Raw genomic sequence first — 17,318 nt, forward strand, 5'->3', positions numbered from 1 at the left:
ACCTGGGACCCCGGGCGGACGATGGCGGCCGACCGGGATGAGGGCCAACAGGAGACTCTACGCCCGGACCCTCGAGTAGCCCGAATGCCGTTCGCATCTCGGGCATGCGTACGGCAAGCGCGAAGGCGGGCGACGAAGCATCCTGGTCCCGTACGGATATGGACAAACGGGTGTGATTACCGACACAAGGGGCGGCGTGTCGCCGTACGTCACGTCAACCTTTGGGTGGGATCGGGGGTCGGGTACTTGCGCGAACCGCCGCTCCCGTGTGGACTACGGCCACAGCCTCGGCATGGATGCCGAGCCGAATACTGGAGGTTATTCCCGTGAGCGCGACCGCGGACCCCGCGGACAAGTCCAACCCGGCGCTTCGTCTGGGCTTCGAACAGGGCCAGATCATCCAGGAGCTCGGGTACGACGAAGACAGTGACCAGGAGCTCCGCGAGGGCATCGAGGACATCACTGGTTCCGAACTCGTCGACGAGGACTACGACGACGTCGCCGACGGCGTCCTGCTGTGGCACCGCGACGAGGACGGGGATCTCACCGACGCCCTGGTCGACGCCCTGGAGTACCTTGCGGAGGGCGGCCTGATCTGGCTGCTCACGCCGAAGACCGGCCGTGACGGGCACGTCGAGGCGCACGAGATCGCCGACGCCGCCAAGACCGCCGGGCTCTCCCAGACCAGCTCGGTGGCGATCGCCAAGGAGTGGGCCGGCACCCGGCTGGCAACCCCGAAGGCCTCGAAGACCGGCAAGCGCTGACGCCCGCCCCGCCGCCTTCCGACGGGCCCCGCTGGAGCTTCCTCCAGCGGGGCCCGTTCGCGTTCCCGGGGGTGCTGTGCGCTCGTACCGCCACCGTGTTCACCCAGGGCGAAACCGCCCCCCGAACGGCCGGAACGGCTCACCCGAACGGCCGAACGGGGGGTCCCGGATGCGAGGATGCCCCTGCCCGCACAATTCGTTGAAGGTAGGAAGGTTCCCTCATGACGATCGAGATCGGCGCCCAGGCCCCGGACTTCGAGCTGAAGAACCAGCACGGCGAGTCGGTGAAGCTCTCCGACTACCGCGGCGAGAAGAACGTCGTCCTGGTCTTCTACCCGTTCGCCTTCACCGGGGTCTGCACCGGCGAGGTCTGCGAGATCCAGAAGGAGCTGCCGCGCCTGCAGAACGACGAGGTGCAGGTGCTCGCGGTCTCCAACGACTCGCCGTTCACCCTGCGGGTCTTCGCCGACCAGGAGGGCCTGGAGTACCCGCTGCTGTCGGACTTCTGGCCGCACGGCGAGGTCTCCCGCGCCTACGGCGTCTTCAACGAGGAGAAGGGCTGCGCGGTCCGCGGCACCTTCGTGATCGACAAGGAGGGCGTGGTCCGCTGGAGCGTCGTCAACGGCCTGCCGGACGCCCGCGACACCCGCGAGTACCTGACCGCCCTCGGCGCGCTCTGAGCCGCACCGGACCGCGCCACCGGCCCGGCCGCCCGGAATTCCCGGGCGCGCCGGGCCGAGTCACTCCCGGTGGCGGGAACCCGGCACTACGATCAGGCCGTTGACGGATCGGGAACCCGAATCTTGGAGGATCACGTGGGTGTCAGCCTGAGCAAGGGCGGCAATGTCTCCCTCACCAAGGAGGCGCCCGGCCTGACCGCCGTGGTCGTCGGCCTCGGGTGGGACATCCGCACCACCACCGGCACGGACTTCGACCTCGACGCCAGTGCGCTGCTCTGCACCGACCAGGGCAAGGTCCGCTCGGACGCGGACTTCATCTTCTTCAACAACCTGAAGAGCGCCGACGGCTCGGTCGAGCACACCGGCGACAACCTCACCGGCGAGGGCGAGGGCGACGACGAGCAGATCAAGGTCCACCTGGCGAACGTGCCGGCCGAGATCGCCAAGATCGTCTTCCCGGTCTCCATCTACGACGCGGAGAACCGGCAGCAGAACTTCGGCCAGGTCCGCAACGCCTTCATCCGCGTGGTGAACCAGGCCGGCGGCGCCGAGATCGCCCGCTACGACCTCTCCGAGGACGCCTCCACCGAGACCGCGATGGTCTTCGGCGAGCTGTACCGCAACGGCGCCGAGTGGAAGTTCCGCGCCATCGGCCAGGGCTACGCCTCCGGCCTGCGCGGCATCGCCCAGGACTTCGGGGTCAACGTCTGATCCGACGTCCCGCACGTCACCGGGATCGACGCCTGATCCCGCGCCAACAGCCCACCGGGCCGGGTCCGTTCGCGGACCCGGCCCGGTGGCGTTGTGCGCCCGAACCCGCCGCCCGCGGTGCGGCCTGGGCTTCTTGATAGATTCGGCCATGATCCGCGCACCGGGCCCGGAGCGGCACGAGGCCCGTCGGGGACGCCGACCGGGCCGGGGAACCGCGGAGTTCAGGAAGTTCAGTCGGGTGTGCAGCACTGCACGGCCGCTCGGGGGCGTAGATGTCTTGGGGTGCGCCCGCCGGGCGACCACCACCGGCCCGACCCTCCCGGACGGGCCGGCGGGAGCAGACCGCCACACCCCGGGAGCCCCGGAGACGGGAGCTGGGAGGAAGTCCATGTCCGTCACCCTCGCCAAGGGCGGAAACGTCTCGCTGACCAAGGCCGCGCCGAACCTGACCCAGGTTCAGATCGGCCTCGGCTGGGACGCCCGGTCCACCACCGGCGCGCCGTTCGACCTGGACGCCAGCGCGCTGCTGTGCGCGGGCGGGCGGGTCCTCGGCGACGAGTACTTCGTGTTCTACAACAACCTGCGCAGCCCCGAGGGTTCGGTCGAGCACCAGGGCGACAACCTCACCGGCGACGGTGACGGCGACGACGAGGTGGTGCAGGTCAACCTCGACCTGGTGCCGGTGCAGGTCGACAAGGTGGTGTTCGCGGTCTCCATCTACGACGCGGACGCCCGGCTGCAGAACTTCGGCCAGGTCTCCAACGCCTACATCCGCGTGGTCAACCTCACCGACGGCAGCGAGATCGCCCGCTACGACCTCTCCGAGGACGCCTCCGGCGAGACGGCGATGATCTTCGGTGAGCTCTACCGCTACCAGGGCGAGTGGAAGTTCCGCGCGGTCGGCCAGGGCTACGCCTCCGGCCTGCGCGGCATCGTGCTCGACTTCGGCGTCAACGTCCAGTAGGCGCCCGCGCCGACGCCCCTCAATCGGTCAATTCCGGTATTCCGAAAGGTAACTGACTCCGTGTTCCTCCGCACATTCGGATGGTCCTTCGCCATCACGATCGCCGGCCTGATCGCCGCCGGCCTGATCTGGGGGGCCGAAGGATTCGGCGTCGTCCTGATCCTCTCGATCCTCGAGATCTCCCTCTCCTTCGACAACGCCGTCGTCAACGCCACCGTCCTGAAGCGGATGAACGCCTTCTGGCAGAAGATCTTCCTGACGGTCGGCGTGCTGATCGCGGTCTTCGGCATGCGGCTGATCTTCCCGCTGCTGGTGGTCGGCCTCACCGCCCACCTCAACCCGGCGACCGTGATCGAGCTGGCGCTGGACTCCAGCAAGACCTACGACGGCCACACCTACGCGCAGTACCTGGAGCTGGCCAACCCGGCCATCGCGGCCTTCGGTGGCATCTTCCTGCTGATGATCTTCCTCGACTTCATCTTCGAGGAGAAGGACTTCAACTGGCTGCGCTGGCTGGAGAAGCCGCTGGAGAAGATCGGCCGGCTGGACGCCCTCTCCTCGGTGATCGCCCTGGTGCTGCTCGCCCTGGCCTCCCGGTTCTTCGCCGGTGACCGCGCCGAGACGGTGCTGCTGGCCGGCATCTGCGGCCTCGCCACCTACCTGGCCGTCAACGGCCTGTCCGAGGTGTTCGAGTCCGGGCTGGAGGAGCAGCAGGAGGCCGAGGAGGAGGCCGAGCGCACCGGCAAGTCGATCGTCCAGGTCGGCGGCAAGGCCGCGTTCTTCCTCTTCATCTACCTGGAGGTCCTCGACGCGTCGTTCTCCTTCGACGGCGTGGTCGGCGCGTTCGCCATCTCGCAGGACATCTTCCAGATCACCCTGGGCCTCGGCATCGGCGCGATGTACATCCGCTCGCTGACCGTCTTCCTGGTCCGCAAGGGCACCCTGGACGACTACGTGTACCTGGAGCACGGCGCGCACTACGCGATCGGCGCGCTGGCGCTGATCCTGCTGACCTCGATCAAGTACCACGTGCCGGAGATCGTCACCGGCCTGATCGGCGTCGCGTTCATCGGGGCGGCGCTGGCCTCCTCGATGGTGCGCAACCGCAGGAACCAGGCGTTGGAAGAGGAACCGACGCCGGTGGCCTAGCGGCCGGACGCGGAAACCGGAAGCCGCGCCCGGCGGGGGAACTCCCCTGCCGGGCGCGGCTTCTGCGTGGTGCGGGACGGTCAGCCGAGCTGCTGCTCGATGGCGCGGAGCTTGCGCTCCAGCGAGTCGAGCTTCGGCATCGAGAGGGTGTCCTCGTCGGTGGTCAGGTCGATGGAGGACGAGTAGCTGCTGCTCGAAGAGGAGTAGCTGCTGCTGGAGGTGGACTCCACGGCCGCGCGGGGGCGGCGGCCGGCGTTGAGGGCGGCGGGCTCCAGGTTGGAGGCGCTGACCCGCTCGAGGGTGGTCTCCTCGGGGGCTAGGGCAGGCTCCGTGGCGGACGAAGCGTCACCCGCCGCCGCCAGCGCCGGGACCTGACGGGCGTGCCGGGCCCGGGCGAGGACGCCGCCGCCGGCGCGGGAGAGGGCCTTGAGCTCGGCCCGCTCGCGGCGGTCCGCGCTGCGGGCGCGCACCTTGGCGTCCAGCTTGGCCTGGCGCTCCTCGCGCACCTCCTCGACCGCCTCGTCCAGGCTGCGGACGTTCTCCAGCAGCATCAGCGACCAGGCGGCGTAGGTCTCGCGGGGGGCGCGCAGCCAGCGGACCACGCGGATCTGCGGCAGCGGACGGGGGATCAGGCCCTGCTCGCGGAGCGCGGCGCGGCGGGTCTGCTTGAGCGCCCGGTCGAACAGCACGGCCGCCGAGATCGACATGCCGGCGAAGAACTGCGGGGCGCCGTCGTGGACGCCGCCGCGCGGGGCGTGCACCCAGTTGAACCAGGCCGAGGCGAGGGCGAAGGTCCACACCAGCAGGCGGGAGCCGAGCGCGGCGTCACCGTGGCTGGCCTCGCGGACGGCGAGGACGGAGCAGAACATGGCCGCGCCGTCCAGGCCGAACGGCACCAGGTACTCCCAGCCGCCGGACAGGTTCAGGTTCTGCTCGCCGAAGCCGACCAGGCCCTTGAAGGAGAGCGCCGCGGCCACGCCCGCGCAGCAGAACAGCAGCACGTACGAGGCGCCGCCGTAGATCGCCTCCTTGCGGCGGCGGCGCTCCTCGGAGCGCTCCCACGAGTCGCCGGACTCGTCGACCTTGTTGTTCTTGAAGCGCAGGAAGGCCACCAGGATGGCCGTGAACAGCAGGGCTGCACCGCCGACCACGGCCCAGACCAGCTGTATGGAGGAGAGGTTCATCGCGGGGAGGGCCTCGGCTTTCCGCAGGGCAGGGGAAGTAAGGGGTGACGCACGGGACACCTGTGCGGAGAGACGATATCGCGTCCGAGGACCGGGCATCGTACGGGAGTGATGATCCCTCTGCCAGCCGGACTCGCCGAGGGGTTGACGTTGACTCAGGCGGTTCCGGGTGGGTATTGGATGGGCGAGGAAGGTACCGGTTGGGGGAGGAAGACGCGATGGTCTCGGTGTGGGAGTTCCTGAAGGGGGACCGGAACGACTTCGACACGGGCGGGCAGTTCAAGGTCACGCTGACCAAGGCCCGTCCGCAGCACGCGATCACGGGGTCCGCGGCGACCACGGGCTACCTGTACATCAACCTGCACTGGTCGACCCGCAGCGCCGAGCGGCCGAGCGCCGGCAGCGCGCTGCGGCGGTTCTTCGACCCGCGGATCCTGCGCCCGCTGGAGCCGGAGGGCTTCAGCGGCGGGCCGGTCAGCGTCGACCTCGACCTGGCCTGCATGTACGAACTGACCGACGGCACGCGGGGCGTGGTGCAGCCGCTGGGCCGGCTGTTCGGCGACCTGAACAAGCCGCCGTACATCAAGCTCTCCGGTGACGACGTCTCAGGTGCGCCCTCCGGCGAGACGATGCACATCAACCTGGAGAAGAAGGACAAGTTCAAGCGGCTGCTGATCTTCGTCTACATCTACGACGACACGCCCGCGTTCGACCGCACCCACGCGGTGCTCACCATCGTCCCGCAGAGCGGGCCGCGGATCGAGATCAAGCTGGACGAGCGGGCCCCGGCGGCCCGTTCGTGTGCGGTGGTGCTGATCGAGAACGACGGCGACGGCACGCTGACGATCAGTCGCGAGGTGCGGTACGTGCACGGCTTCCAGTCCGACCTGGACCGGCTCTACGGCTTCGGGATGCAGTGGGAGCGGGGCTACAAGACCGGTGCCGAGTCCGCGGGTTAGCGCGGCTGGAACTGCGGGCCCTGCGGCGGCAGCGCGAACGGCTGCTGCGGCTGCTGGGCCGAGGCCGGGCCGGGCTGCGGCGGCACCGGCTGGGCGGGCGCCTGCGGCTGGACCGGCTGCTGCTGCGGGTACCCGTAGCCCTGCTGGGGCTGCTGCTGGGGATAGCCGTAGCCCGGGGCGGCCGCCGGCGGGTAGCCGTAACCGGACTGCTGAGGCTGCGGGTAGCCGTAGCCCTGCTGCTGGGGCTGCTGCTGCGGGTAGCCGTACCCGGCGGGCTGCGGGACGGGCGGCTGGGCGCCGGTCTGCGGCTGCTGCTGCGGCGCGGGCTGCTGCGGCGCGTGGTGCACGGTCGGCGGCTGCGCGGGCGGCGGCGGGGCGGTGACCGCGGAGGCGGACGGCGCGGCGGCGGCCGGGGCGAGGGTCCAGTCCGGCTCCTCCGCGGCTGCCGGGACGGCGCTCGCGGCGGGGGCCTCGGCGGCGGGCTCGGGGGTGTGGCGGCGCGGGTCGGCGCCGTCCGGGTGCGCCTCGTCCTCGACGGTGACGCCGAAGTCGGTGGCGAGGGCGACCAGGCCGTCCCGGTAGCCCTGGCCGATCGCGCGGAACTTCCAGCCGCCGGCGCGGCGGTAGAGCTCGGCGGCGACCAGCGCGGTGACCGGCTCCTGGTCGAGGATGGAGAACTCGGCCAGCGCGGGCGTGCCCTCGGGCGCGGTGGTGTCGTACAGCAGCACCCGCAGGTTGCCGACGGCCGGGAAGGCGCCGCCCTCGGCGGAACCGGCCAGCACCACCTTGTCCACGTCGGCGGGCAGCTTGGCCAGGTCGACCTCGACGGTGTCCCAGACCTCGCCGCCGCCGCTCTGCTTGGGCAGGTGGCGGACCAGCCCGGACGGGTGCCGGGGCTGGTTGTAGAAGACGAAGTCGGTGTCCTGGCGGACCCGGCCGGTGCCGCCCACCAGCAGGGCCGAGGCGTCCACGTCCGGGGACCCCGGGGTGTCCGTCCAGCGCAGGACGGCGCGGACGGCACCGGCCGTCAGGGGGATGTTGGCGCCCTTCGCCATCACGTGCGTCATAGCGCACCATCCTGCCGTCTGCCGGGGGCCCGGGACAACGCGGTGCCCGCGTCGGGGGCGGCGCCGCGCGGGCGGGAAGGTCGCGGGTCGCACTCCGATGTGACGCCGTCGGCAACCTTGCGAGAATTCGATGTTTCGAAGTCTTTCCTTGGCCTGATCTGACCGTACGATAAGCGGCCAACGGCCCGGCACCCACTCCCACCACGCCGGCGGCGTACCCGGCGAACTATCCGGCCGCGTCAGCCGTCCTTGTGTCGAGGCGTCAGCCGTTCCCGTCCCCCGGACGGGCCCCACCGGACCCCAGCTGGAGAGCACTTTGCGCCACTTCGGGCACCTCGCGGACGACGTCCGCAGCCGGCTCTTTCTCGAGCAGCCCGCCGTGTTCGACCGGGACAGCGAGCCGGCCGTGCTCGCCACCGCGCTCGGCGCCACGCTCTACAGCCCCGCCACCCGGCCCACCCTGGCCCGCGACGTGCGCCGCCAGGCCACCCGCGGCGTGGTCTCCATGGTGCTGTGCCTGGAGGACGCCATCGCCGACCACGAGGTGGCCGACGCCGAACACAACCTGGTCGCCCAGCTCACCGAACTCGCCGACGAGGGCGCCGACGCCGAACTGCCGCTGCTGTTCGTCCGGGTCCGCGCCCCCGAGCAGATCACCGACCTGGCCCGCCGGCTCGGCCCCGCGCTGCGGCTGCTCAGCGGCTTCGTGGTGCCCAAGTTCACCGAGGACAGCGGCGGCCCGTTCCTGGAGGCGCTGATCGGCGCCGAAGAGACGGGCGGGCGGCGGCTGTTCGTGATGCCGGTGCTGGAGTCCCCGGAGCTCGCCCACCTGGAGAGCCGCCGCGACCAGCTGTTCGGCATCTCCCGGCTGCTCGACAAGCACCGCGAACGGGTGCTCGCCGTCCGGCTCGGCGTCACCGACCTGTGCTCCGCCTACGGCCTGCGCCGCTCGCCCGACCTGACCGCCTACGACGTCGCCCTGGTCGCCGGGGTGATCGGCGACGTGGTCAACGTGCTCGGCCGCGCCGACGGCACCGGATACACCGTCACCGGCCCGGTCTGGGAGTACTTCCCGCTGCAGGAGCGGATGTTCAAGCCGCAGCTGCGCCGCACCCCGTTCGCGGAGGCCACCCCGCCCGCCGACCGGGTCCGCCAGCGGCTGATCGAGCACGACCTGGACGGGCTGATCCGGGAGATCGAGCTCGACCGGGCCAACGGCCTGCTCGGCAAGACCTGCATCCACCCCAGCCACGTCCCCGCCGTGCACGCCCTCTCGGTGGTCACCCACGAGGAGCTGTGCGACGCCCGCGACATCCTCCAGCAGCACCACGGCGGCGGCGGGGTGCTGCGCTCCGCGTACACCAACAAGATGAACGAGGCCAAGCCGCACCGGGCCTGGGCCGAGCGGGTGCTGCTGCGCGCCGAGGTGTTCGGCGTGGCCCGGGCCGAGGTGACCTTCGCCGAACTGCTCTCGGCCTGTCTCTGCTGACCGCCGCGCCGCCCGTCCGGCCCGTCGGCTGACGCGTTGTCAGCCGATCGGCTGGTCTTCTCCCGCCACTCGTCGCGCGGAGCCCGGCCGGTCGGCCGATCCGCGCGCACCGGCACGCCCGTAGGCTCGGGGTCGAGCCGCACCACGTGCAGGGCCTGCACGACCGCACCGCATGCAGGGCCCGCACCACTCGTACGACAGCACCACCCGCGGTGCCCGCACCACTCGCACCACCAGGAACTGGAGTCCCGCCGATGACCGTCGACACCACCGCCCGCGGGCCCGTCGGGGCCGAGGACTGGACCGGCCAGTGGGTCACCGACCGGCTGGGCATCCGGCTCACCGGCGGGCCCGAGCTGACCGACATGATCGGGCTCGCGCTGCGCCGCAACCCGCGGCGCGCCCACCTGCTGGTCTCCCGGGTGCTGGGCAAGCACGTCCCGCAGCGGCCCGCCGTGGTGCACGGCGCCGGCCTCGACCTCGGCCGCCGGGTCGCCGAACTGCTCGGCGCCGACGCCGCCCGCGCCGTGGTGCTCGGGTACGCCGAGACCGCCACCGCGCTGGGCCACAGCGTCGCCGACGGGCTGGACGCGCCATACCTGCACTCCACCCGCCGCCCGGTCCCCGGCGTCGCCCCGCTCGGCGGCTTCGAGGAGGAGCACTCGCACGCCACCAGCCACCTGCTCCTCCCCGAGGACGGCCGGCTGCTCTCCGGCGACGGCCCGCTGGTGCTGGTCGACGACGAGTTCTCCACCGGCACCACCGTGCTCAACACCATCCGCGCCCTGCACGCCGCCCACCCCCGCGAGCGGTACGTGGTGGTCGCCCTGGTCGACCTGCGCACCCCCGCCGACCGGGCCAGGCTCACCGACGCCGCCGCCGAACTCGGCGCCCGGCTCGACCTGGTGGCCACCGCCACCGGCGGCGTCCGGCTCCCCGCCGACGTGCTGGAACGCGCCCAGGCGCTGATCGACGCCGCCCCGGCCGAGCCCGAACCGCCCGCCGCCACCGGCGAGTTGGTCCACGCCCGGCTGCCCTGGCCCGAGGGCCTGCCCGACGGCGGCCGGCACGGCTTCACCCCTGCCCACCGCGACCGGCTCGAAGCCGCGCTCCCCGAACTCGGCGCCGCCCTGGCCGACGCCGTCGGCCCCCGCCCCGGCCGGGTGCTGGTGCTCGGCTGCGAGGAGCTGATGTACGCCCCGCTGCGCCTCGCCGACGCCCTGCAACGCCAACTCCCGGACGCCGAGGTGCGGTTCTCCACCACCACCCGCTCCCCGGTGCTCGCCCTCGACGACCCCGGCTACGCCATCCGCACCCGGCTCGCCTTCGCCGCCCATGACGACCCCGCCGACGGCACCACCGAGCGCTACGCCTACAACGTCGCCCCCGGCAGCGACCCGGCCCGCCGCTTCGACACCGTCGTCCTGGTGGTCGACGACCCCGCCGACACCCCCGCCCTGCACCACGGCGCCGACGCCCTGCTGCCACGGCTGCGCGGCGTCACCGACCGGGTCGTGCTCGCCGTTCTCCCGGCGTACCGCCCCGCGCCATCCGTCTGACGCCCCGCCGCCCATCCGCTGACCCAGCATCACCCCTGCGCACTCCCAGTGAAGGCCCGGCATGACCGCACACACCGCCCCGTCCCCGCCCACCGCCCGCCCGCTGTACGGGCCGGCCTTCTCCTCGTACCCGGCCGAGGACGTCAGCTGGCTGCTCAAGGACCTCTCCGGCGTCCACCTGGAGGCGCCCACCGAGGAGCGTGAGGAGGCCGTGCAGTCCGGCGGCGCCCACTACGCCGAGTCGCTGCCGGTCGAGTACCAGCCCAGCGCCGACTACCAGCAGCTGTTCCACACCGCGCTGGCCGGCTCCGCGCAGCGGCTGGCCACCGCCGTCGGCACGGTCGCCGAGACCCTGCTGCGCGAGCGCGGCCCGCACCTCGTGCTGGCCTCGCTGGCCCGGGCCGGCACGCCCGTCGGCGTCCTGATCCGCCGCTGGCTCGCCCACGCCCACGGGCTGGACGTACCGCACTACACCGTCTCCATCGTCCGCGGCCGCGGCATCGACCAGGTCGCGCTGCGCCACCTCACCGCCCGCCACCGCGCCGCCGACGTGGTCTTCGTCGACGGCTGGACGGGCAAGGGCGCGATCACCCGTGAACTCGACGAGGCCCTGGCCGGGACGGGCTTCAACTCCGAACTCGCCGTCCTCGCCGACCCCGGCGGCTGCGTGCGCACCTACGGCACCCGGGACGACTTCCTGATCCCCTCCGCCTGCCTCAACTCCACCGTCTCCGGCCTGGTCTCGCGCACCGTGCTGCGGGCCGACCTGATCGGACCGGACGAGTTCCACGGCGCCAAGTTCTACCGCGAGCTGGCCGGCGCCGACGTCTCCCGGCTCTTCGTCGACACCGTCGCCGCCGCCTTCGGCGAGGTCGCCGAGGCCGTCGCCGCCGAGACCGCGCGGCTCGCCACCGCCGACCGCACCCCGACCTGGGAGGGCTGGGCCGCCGTCGAGCGGATCAGCACCGAGTACGGCATCGACAACATCAACCTGGTCAAGCCCGGCGTCGGCGAGACCACCCGGGTGCTGCTGCGCCGCGTCCCCTGGCGGATCCTCGCCCGGCGCGGCACCGGCGCCGACCTCGACCACGTCCGGCTGCTGGCCGCCCAGCGCGGCGTCCCGGTCGAAGAGGTCGACCACCTGCCGTACAGCTGCGTCGGCCTGATCCACCCCCGCTACACCCGTGGCGCCATCGGCCCGGACGGCACCGCCGTCCACGGCTGAGGCCCGCGAACCCCGATCGAAGGAGACCCCACCCGTGCCGCAGTTCCTGGTCGCCAGCGACCTCGACCGGACGCTGATCTACTCCAACCGCGCGCTCGCGCTGGAGGTGCCCGACCGGCTCGCCCCGCGGCTGCTCTCGGTGGAGGTGCACGACGGGAAGGCGCTCTCCTTCATGACCGAGCGGTCCGCCGCCCTGCTCGCCGAACTCGCCGGGCAGGTGCCGGTGGTGCCGATCACCACCCGCACCCGCACCCAGTACGAGCGGATCAACCTGCCCGGCCCGACGCCCGGTTGGATCCCGCCCTACGCGGTCTGCGCCAACGGCGGCCACCTGCTGGTCGACGGCGTCCCCGACCTGGACTGGCAGCGCGAGATCCGCGACCGGATGGAGACGGCCAGCGCCCCGCTGCCGCAGGTGGTCGAGCACCTGGCGATCGTCGCGGACCCCGAGTGGACCCACAAGCGCAAGGTCGCCGACGAGCTCTTCGCCTACCTGGTGGTCGAGCGCGCCGAACTGCCCGCCGGCTGGGTCGAGGAGCTCACCGGCTGGTGCGAGGAGCGCGGCTGGACGGTCTCGCTGCAGGGCCGCAAGGTCTACGCGGTGCCCGCGCCGCTCTCCAAGGGCGCCGCGCTCGCCGAGGTCCGCCGCCGCACCGGCGCCGACACCGTCCTGACCGCCGGCGACTCCCTGCTCGACGCCGAACTGCTGCTCGCCGCCGACCACGCCTGGCGGCCCGGCCACGGCGAACTCGCCGAGACCGGGTGGACCCGACCCGGCGTCACCGCGTTGACCGAGATCGGCGTCGCCGCGGGCGAGGAGATCGTCCGTCAGATGCTGGAGCTGGTACGCGCGGGCGTCGCCGTCCCGGCCGTCTGACGGACCGTCGATCCGGGGCGTCAGCCGCAGCAGCCGCCACCGCAGCAACCGCCGCCGCCCCCGCTCGGGGCCGGGGCCGGGGCGGCGGCGGCACCGGCCGCGCCGGTGACCGCGACGGTGGACAGCAGCTTGACCGTGTCGGTGTGCCCGTCCGGGCACACCGCCGGGTCGTTGGCCTGCGCCATCGCGCGGCGCAGTTCGAACGTGGCACCGCAGGAGCGGCAGCGGAAGTCATAGCGAGGCATACCGAGCAGGGTACCCAGCGCGAACCGCCCGGGGCAGTAGGCGGCGGCCCTGGGCGAGGACGGGCGGCCCGGGCTCAGTGGCCCCGGATCATCGTCACGACCTCGGCGGCGGTCTCCCGGACCGCGGCCAGCTCGGTCAGGAAGTGCCAGTAGTCCGGGTGCCGGCCGGCGTCCTCCAGCGAGGCCACCGCCCGGTCCAGGCGGGCCACCGCGGCGTCCAGCGGGCCGGCGTGCCGCGGGTCGGGGGCCTGCCGTCCGGCCATCGCGAGGCGCTGGGCGTCGCGCAGTGCGAAGCGGGTCCGCTCGATCTCGCGGTGCGGGTCGTGCTGCACCTCGTTCAACTGCCGCAGCCGCTCGTTCACCGCGGTGACCGAACCCTCCGCGGTGTCCAGCAGCGCCCGCACCGTGCCGATCGCCGCGGTGGCGTCCGCCCAGCGCTGCTCGTCCCGGGCGCGCACCGCCTCGGTCAGCTTGGTCCGGGCGGTGCGCACCGCGTCCGCGGTCTGCGTCGGCACGTGCTGCAGGTCCTGCCAGCAGGCCATCGAGAACCGCCGACGCAGTTCGCTCAGCGCCGGGTCGACCGTGCCCGCGCGGTTCTCCAGCGCGTCGATCCGGGTCCGCAGGGTGCTCACCCGGCGGTCGAGCTCCTTCGCCCGCTCCGGCAGGTGCGCGGCGTCCGCGCGGATCGCCTCGGCCCGGCGCAGCACGTCGTCGGCCCGCTGCAGCGTCGCCGGGACGCCGTGCTGCGACACGCCCTGGTTCAGGCGGGTCAACTCCGGTGCCAGCTCGGCCAGTCGGGCCGCCAGGTCGTCCGCCTTCAGGCCCGCCCCGCGGGCCTGCTCCAGCGCGGTGGTGGCCGCCAGCAGCGCCTGCTTGGCCCGCTCCACCGCGGGGGTGACCCGGATCAGCTGCGCCTCGGCGTGGTCCACGATCGGCTGCAGCCGGGTGGTGAACGCCGTCAGCTCGGCGCGCTTGGCGTCCAGCTCGTGCTTGGCCTGGTCGAGCCGCTGCTTGGCCTGCCAGGCCGCGGACGGGTCCAGCTCGGTCGCGTCCAGGTCGACGGCGTCCAGCGCCCCCAGGTAGGCGACGGTCACCTGGTCGATCCGCTGGGACAGGTTCGCGAAGTCGGCGGCCACCTGCCGGGCGGTGGCCGGCTCGCCCGCCGACTTCACCGTCTCCACCGCGAGCAGCGCGTCCCGCTGCGCGGAGTCCAGCTCGTAGAACGACTCCTGTGCGGCCTCCCTGGCCGCCCTGGCGTCCGCCCGCGCGCCGTCCCGACGGCCGCCGCCCCACCAGCCGCCCCGCCCCCCGCCACCGCCGCCGGCCACCCTCACCACGCGCTCCCTGCTCCACTCCGTCAGCCCGCTTCACCCGCCATTCTTGCCGATCACCCGCCCCGCCCGGCACCCCCCGGCCATCCCGCCCCACAACGGGGCGGCGAACCACTCCCCGGACCAGGTAGTCTGTCCACTCGTCGTGTGACCGGCCACACCGGTCCCGCTCGACGGGGGCGCATAGCTCAGCGGTAGAGCGCCGCCCTTACAAGGCGGATGTCGGCGGTTCGAAACCGTCTGCGCCCACTCCGAGGATTCAGGTCAGCGGCCCCTCCACCCCGCCGGTGGAGGGGCCGCTGCCGTTGCGTCGGCCGGGCCGGTCGCGCGTCGCGGAGGACTCGTGGTGGAGCCGGGCGGCGGACGGCCGTCGGCGTTCCCGCGGTCGTGCGGAGTCGGCCGGCCGGCGGGTGGGCTCCTTACGTGGGCGCGGGGCGTCGCCTACGATCAGGGGACTCGGTGTCGGTCCGCACCGTCAGGAAGGCTCATGACGACTCACCCCACCTCCTCGGAAGAGGACCTCGCCCCGCTGTTGGAGGCGCTGAAGGCGCTGGCCAACCCGGTGCGGCTGCAGGTTCTGCAGTGGCTGCGTGAGCCCGAGCGGCACTTCCCGGTCGAGCCGGCGGTGACGGACCCGCGCACGGTCGGCGTCTGCGTCAGCCACATCCAGGCCAGGACCGGGCTGGCGCAGTCCACGGTCTCCGCCTACATGGCCGTGCTGGAGCGCGCGGGACTCGTGCGCTCCACCCGGGTCGGCAAGTGGACCCACTACCGGCGCGACGAGCAGCGCATCGCCGCGCTGGTGGGGCAGCTGGGGAACGTCCTCGGAGCCGCCGAGTTGGCGGGCAGCCTGCGCTGACCGCCCGCCCGGCGAGTGTCCGGCCCTGGGTGGAGCCGTCGAACCCCGTTCGGTGGCGCGGCGGCCCTCAGCGGGGTGTGCCGAGCCGGAAGCCGACGCCGCGGACGGTCACGATCCAGCCGCTCGCGCCGAGCTTGCTCCGCAGGCTGCTGACATGGGTGTCGATGGTGCGCCCCCGTGACCACTCGTCGTCCCAGACCTGGCGCAGCAACTGGCGGCGGGAGAAGGTCTCGCCGGGCTGCGAGGCCAGCAGATGCAGCAGGTCGAACTCCTTGGGAGTCGCCGGGATCACCCGCCCGCCCATGGCGATCTCGCGGCTGCGGGTGTCGATCCGTAACGCCCCGTGGGTGATGACCGGCGCGGTCGGCCGCGCGGACGGGTGGGCCCGGCGCATCACGGCCTCGATGCGGGCCAGCAGTTCCCGCAGGCCGTACGGCTTGACCACGTAGTCGTCCGATCCGGCCTGCAGCCCGAGGACCCGGTCGAGCTCGGTACCGCGCGCGGTCACGATGATGATCGGGGTGCTTCCCTCGGCGCGGAGCCGGCGGCACACCTCCAGGCCGTCCAGGTCCGGCAGGTCGAGGTCGAGCAGGATCAGGTCGGCGCCGTGGTGGGATCTGAGGGCGAGGCGGCCGGTCGCGACGCTGGAGGCCGTGTGTCCGTGTCGGCGCAGTTCGTGCACCAGACCCTCGGCGGCGGTCGCGTCGTTCTCGACCACCAGCACGCGCAGCGCCTGCGCGACGTGTCCCGGCTGTCCCCGGTGGCCCGCCGGTCTCGGGTGGCCCGCGTGCCCCGGTTCCCATGACTGCGCGGGCGGTTCCTGCGCCAGTCTTACAACGGTCCCGAGCCTTGCCGGCATCGCAGTGTGCTGCTTCATCGGCATCTCCCCCCGTAGCACTACGAACTGGTGATCGGCCAGCGGAGAACATTATCAGACGTTCTTGTTCGATTGCCATTGCCACCCGGTAAAGCCTCCGCCCGCGGACTCGGAAGCCTGGATTCCGCAACGTCGATAGTCGGGGAATGGGAAAGAAACGCGAGTGTTACAGGGCGGCAAGAATCGGCTGTGGCATGATTTCCGGCGCGAACGGAGGCAATAATTCGGTTGACCTGGCGGCGGGATGGCCGCATACGTTTACAGGTTTGACCGAGGGGGTCGGGTGACGGTTCATCGGATGACTACCCATCAGGCTGCACCTCTGGACGGTCGGGAGGGCTGCCCCGTGACCAGTCGCGCCGGGACTAGCCTCGGGGCGGCCGGTCCGGGTGCGGCTACGGGCGGCCCGCTCGGGGCCTGGTCCGGCCTGCCGCGGGCAGGGAGTCATTCATTGACATATCGCAATGCGTCTATATGATCTCGGCATGTCCACTCTCGCTGCCGCACCCACCGCCCTGATCGTTCACGCTCACCCCGAGCCCCTGTCGTTCACCGCCGCCCAGATGGCCACCGCCGCCCAGGCCCTCCGGGACGCCGGCTACCAGGTCGACGTCGTGGACCTGTACCGCGACGGCTGGGCGCCGATCCTCTCGCGCGACGAATTCGCCCCGGTGGAAGGGCACTTCAAGCCTCAGGCGGAGCAGATGCGGGCGGTCCGGGAGGGGACGGTCGACGCTGCCGTCCAGGACCAGCTCGAGCGGATGCTCGCCGCCGACCTCCTCGTGCTGTCCTTCCCGATGTGGTGGTTCTCGCTGCCGGCCATCCTCAAGGGGTGGGTGGACCGGGTCTTCGTGATGGGCGCGCTGTTCGGCGGGGATCACGGCTTCTTCGAGACCGCCGCGCTCGCGGGCAAGAAGGCGATGCTGCTGTTCACGACGGGCGGCTCCGGCGAGACCTTCCTGGACGGCGGCGCCTTCGGCCCGTTGGACGACTTCCTGTTCCACATCCACCGCGGGATGCTCGAGTTCGTCGGCTACCAGGTCCTCGAACCGGTGATCACCTTCGGGCCGGCCCACCTGGGCGACGAGGAGCGGGCGGCCGCGCTGAAGGTCGTCGCGGAGACGGTCAGGTTCCGGGCGGAGAGCCTCCTCGGGCAGAACCAGCCCGCGTCGGCGGTGAGTTGAGGTCGAGACCGGGAATTCACACGGCGCGGGATTCGCGTAGCACGGAATTCACACGGCGCAGCATTCGCACGGCATTCGCGCGGGTGGCGTGGAGCACACGGCGGGCGGCTACCAGATGGCTGATGCGGTCGGTGAGGTAGGCCGCCGCCGCGTTCGGGTCGAGCGTACGGTCGACGTTCTGCAGCATGTCGGCA

General features: G+C 72.4%; 15 protein-coding genes, 1 tRNA gene and 1 pseudogene. 12 read left to right on the forward strand and 5 right to left on the reverse strand.

Going from position 1 to position 17,318, the window contains the following annotated elements; translation table 11 throughout:
* Positions 1-326: 326 nt before the first annotated feature.
* The 5 genes from AB0K51_RS29840 (at position 327) to AB0K51_RS29860 (ending at position 4,268) form a co-directional block, all read left to right on the forward strand.
* The gene (locus AB0K51_RS29840) at positions 327-764 is read left to right on the forward strand and encodes a DUF3052 domain-containing protein (protein WP_363460494.1); all 438 of its coding nucleotides are present in this window, start codon (positions 327-329) and stop codon (positions 762-764) included.
* A gap of 221 nt (positions 765-985) precedes the next feature.
* Positions 986-1,444, forward strand: coding sequence for a peroxiredoxin (locus AB0K51_RS29845; protein WP_363460496.1), 459 nt, complete (start codon positions 986-988; stop codon positions 1,442-1,444).
* 135 nt (positions 1,445-1,579) lie between these two features.
* The gene (locus tag AB0K51_RS29850; RefSeq protein WP_363460498.1) at positions 1,580-2,155 is read left to right on the forward strand and encodes a TerD family protein; all 576 of its coding nucleotides are present in this window, start codon (positions 1,580-1,582) and stop codon (positions 2,153-2,155) included.
* A 388-nt stretch (positions 2,156-2,543) separates the two neighbouring features.
* Positions 2,544-3,119, forward strand: coding sequence for a TerD family protein (locus AB0K51_RS29855; protein WP_363460500.1), 576 nt, complete (start codon positions 2,544-2,546; stop codon positions 3,117-3,119).
* 60 nt (positions 3,120-3,179) lie between these two features.
* Complete coding sequence (locus AB0K51_RS29860; RefSeq protein WP_363460502.1) at positions 3,180-4,268, forward strand: DUF475 domain-containing protein; 1,089 nt, start codon at positions 3,180-3,182, stop codon at positions 4,266-4,268.
* Positions 4,269-4,348: 80 nt separating this feature from the next.
* Here the strand turns inward: AB0K51_RS29860 and AB0K51_RS29865 are convergent, their stop codons facing one another.
* The gene (locus AB0K51_RS29865; RefSeq protein WP_363460504.1) at positions 4,349-5,452 is read right to left on the reverse strand and encodes a DUF2637 domain-containing protein; all 1,104 of its coding nucleotides are present in this window, start codon (positions 5,450-5,452) and stop codon (positions 4,349-4,351) included.
* Between the two features lie 218 nt (positions 5,453-5,670).
* Here AB0K51_RS29865 and AB0K51_RS29870 point away from each other — a divergent pair, with 218 nt between their 5' ends.
* Positions 5,671-6,411, forward strand: coding sequence for a Tellurium resistance (locus AB0K51_RS29870; RefSeq protein WP_363460522.1), 741 nt, complete (start codon positions 5,671-5,673; stop codon positions 6,409-6,411).
* Here AB0K51_RS29870 and AB0K51_RS29875 read toward each other — a convergent pair.
* Complete coding sequence (locus AB0K51_RS29875) at positions 6,408-7,478, reverse strand: TerD family protein (RefSeq protein WP_363460506.1); 1,071 nt, start codon at positions 7,476-7,478, stop codon at positions 6,408-6,410. The genes AB0K51_RS29870 and AB0K51_RS29875 overlap by 4 nt on opposite strands.
* A gap of 316 nt (positions 7,479-7,794) precedes the next feature.
* Here AB0K51_RS29875 and AB0K51_RS29880 point away from each other — a divergent pair, with 316 nt between their 5' ends.
* The 3 genes and pseudogenes from AB0K51_RS29880 to AB0K51_RS29890 all read left to right on the forward strand — a co-directional run bounded on the left by AB0K51_RS29880 (position 7,795) and on the right by AB0K51_RS29890 (position 12,628).
* Positions 7,795-8,967 carry an HpcH/HpaI aldolase/citrate lyase family protein gene (locus AB0K51_RS29880; RefSeq protein ID WP_363460508.1) on the forward strand — a complete coding sequence of 391 codons (1,173 nt, stop codon included), beginning with the start codon at positions 7,795-7,797 and terminating at the stop codon, positions 8,965-8,967.
* A 254-nt stretch (positions 8,968-9,221) separates the two neighbouring features.
* Positions 9,222-11,751, forward strand: a pseudogene (locus AB0K51_RS29885) (phosphoribosyltransferase).
* A gap of 34 nt (positions 11,752-11,785) precedes the next feature.
* Positions 11,786-12,628: an HAD family hydrolase gene (locus AB0K51_RS29890; RefSeq protein WP_363460510.1), complete on the forward strand. Its 843-nt coding sequence runs from the start codon at positions 11,786-11,788 to the stop codon at positions 12,626-12,628.
* A gap of 20 nt (positions 12,629-12,648) precedes the next feature.
* Here AB0K51_RS29890 and AB0K51_RS29895 read toward each other — a convergent pair whose 3' ends face one another.
* The gene (locus tag AB0K51_RS29895) at positions 12,649-12,873 is read right to left on the reverse strand and encodes a zinc ribbon domain-containing protein (protein ID WP_363460512.1); all 225 of its coding nucleotides are present in this window, start codon (positions 12,871-12,873) and stop codon (positions 12,649-12,651) included.
* Positions 12,874-12,947: 74 nt separating this feature from the next.
* Complete coding sequence (locus AB0K51_RS29900; protein WP_363460524.1) at positions 12,948-14,201, reverse strand: hypothetical protein; 1,254 nt, start codon at positions 14,199-14,201, stop codon at positions 12,948-12,950.
* 180 nt (positions 14,202-14,381) lie between these two features.
* On the opposite strand from AB0K51_RS29900, the gene AB0K51_RS29905 reads away from it, so the two are divergent.
* Both AB0K51_RS29905 and AB0K51_RS29910 read left to right on the forward strand, forming a co-directional pair.
* Positions 14,382-14,453, forward strand: a tRNA-Val gene (locus AB0K51_RS29905).
* A 238-nt stretch (positions 14,454-14,691) separates the two neighbouring features.
* Positions 14,692-15,063 (forward strand): metalloregulator ArsR/SmtB family transcription factor, encoded by a 372-nt coding sequence (locus AB0K51_RS29910; protein WP_363460514.1) that lies wholly within the window; start codon positions 14,692-14,694, stop codon positions 15,061-15,063.
* 67 nt (positions 15,064-15,130) lie between these two features.
* Here AB0K51_RS29910 and AB0K51_RS29915 read toward each other — a convergent pair whose 3' ends face one another.
* Positions 15,131-15,787, reverse strand: coding sequence for a response regulator transcription factor (locus AB0K51_RS29915; protein ID WP_363460516.1), 657 nt, complete (start codon positions 15,785-15,787; stop codon positions 15,131-15,133).
* 638 nt (positions 15,788-16,425) lie between these two features.
* Between AB0K51_RS29915 and AB0K51_RS29920 the strand changes: the two genes are divergently transcribed.
* Positions 16,426-17,124 carry an NAD(P)H-dependent oxidoreductase gene (locus tag AB0K51_RS29920; RefSeq protein ID WP_363460518.1) on the forward strand — a complete coding sequence of 233 codons (699 nt, stop codon included), beginning with the start codon at positions 16,426-16,428 and terminating at the stop codon, positions 17,122-17,124.
* The last annotated feature ends 194 nt before the right edge of the window (positions 17,125-17,318 follow it).

This window comes from Kitasatospora sp. NPDC049285 (genome assembly GCF_040678815.1).
Taxonomy (GTDB): Bacteria; Actinomycetota; Actinomycetes; order Streptomycetales; family Streptomycetaceae; genus Kitasatospora.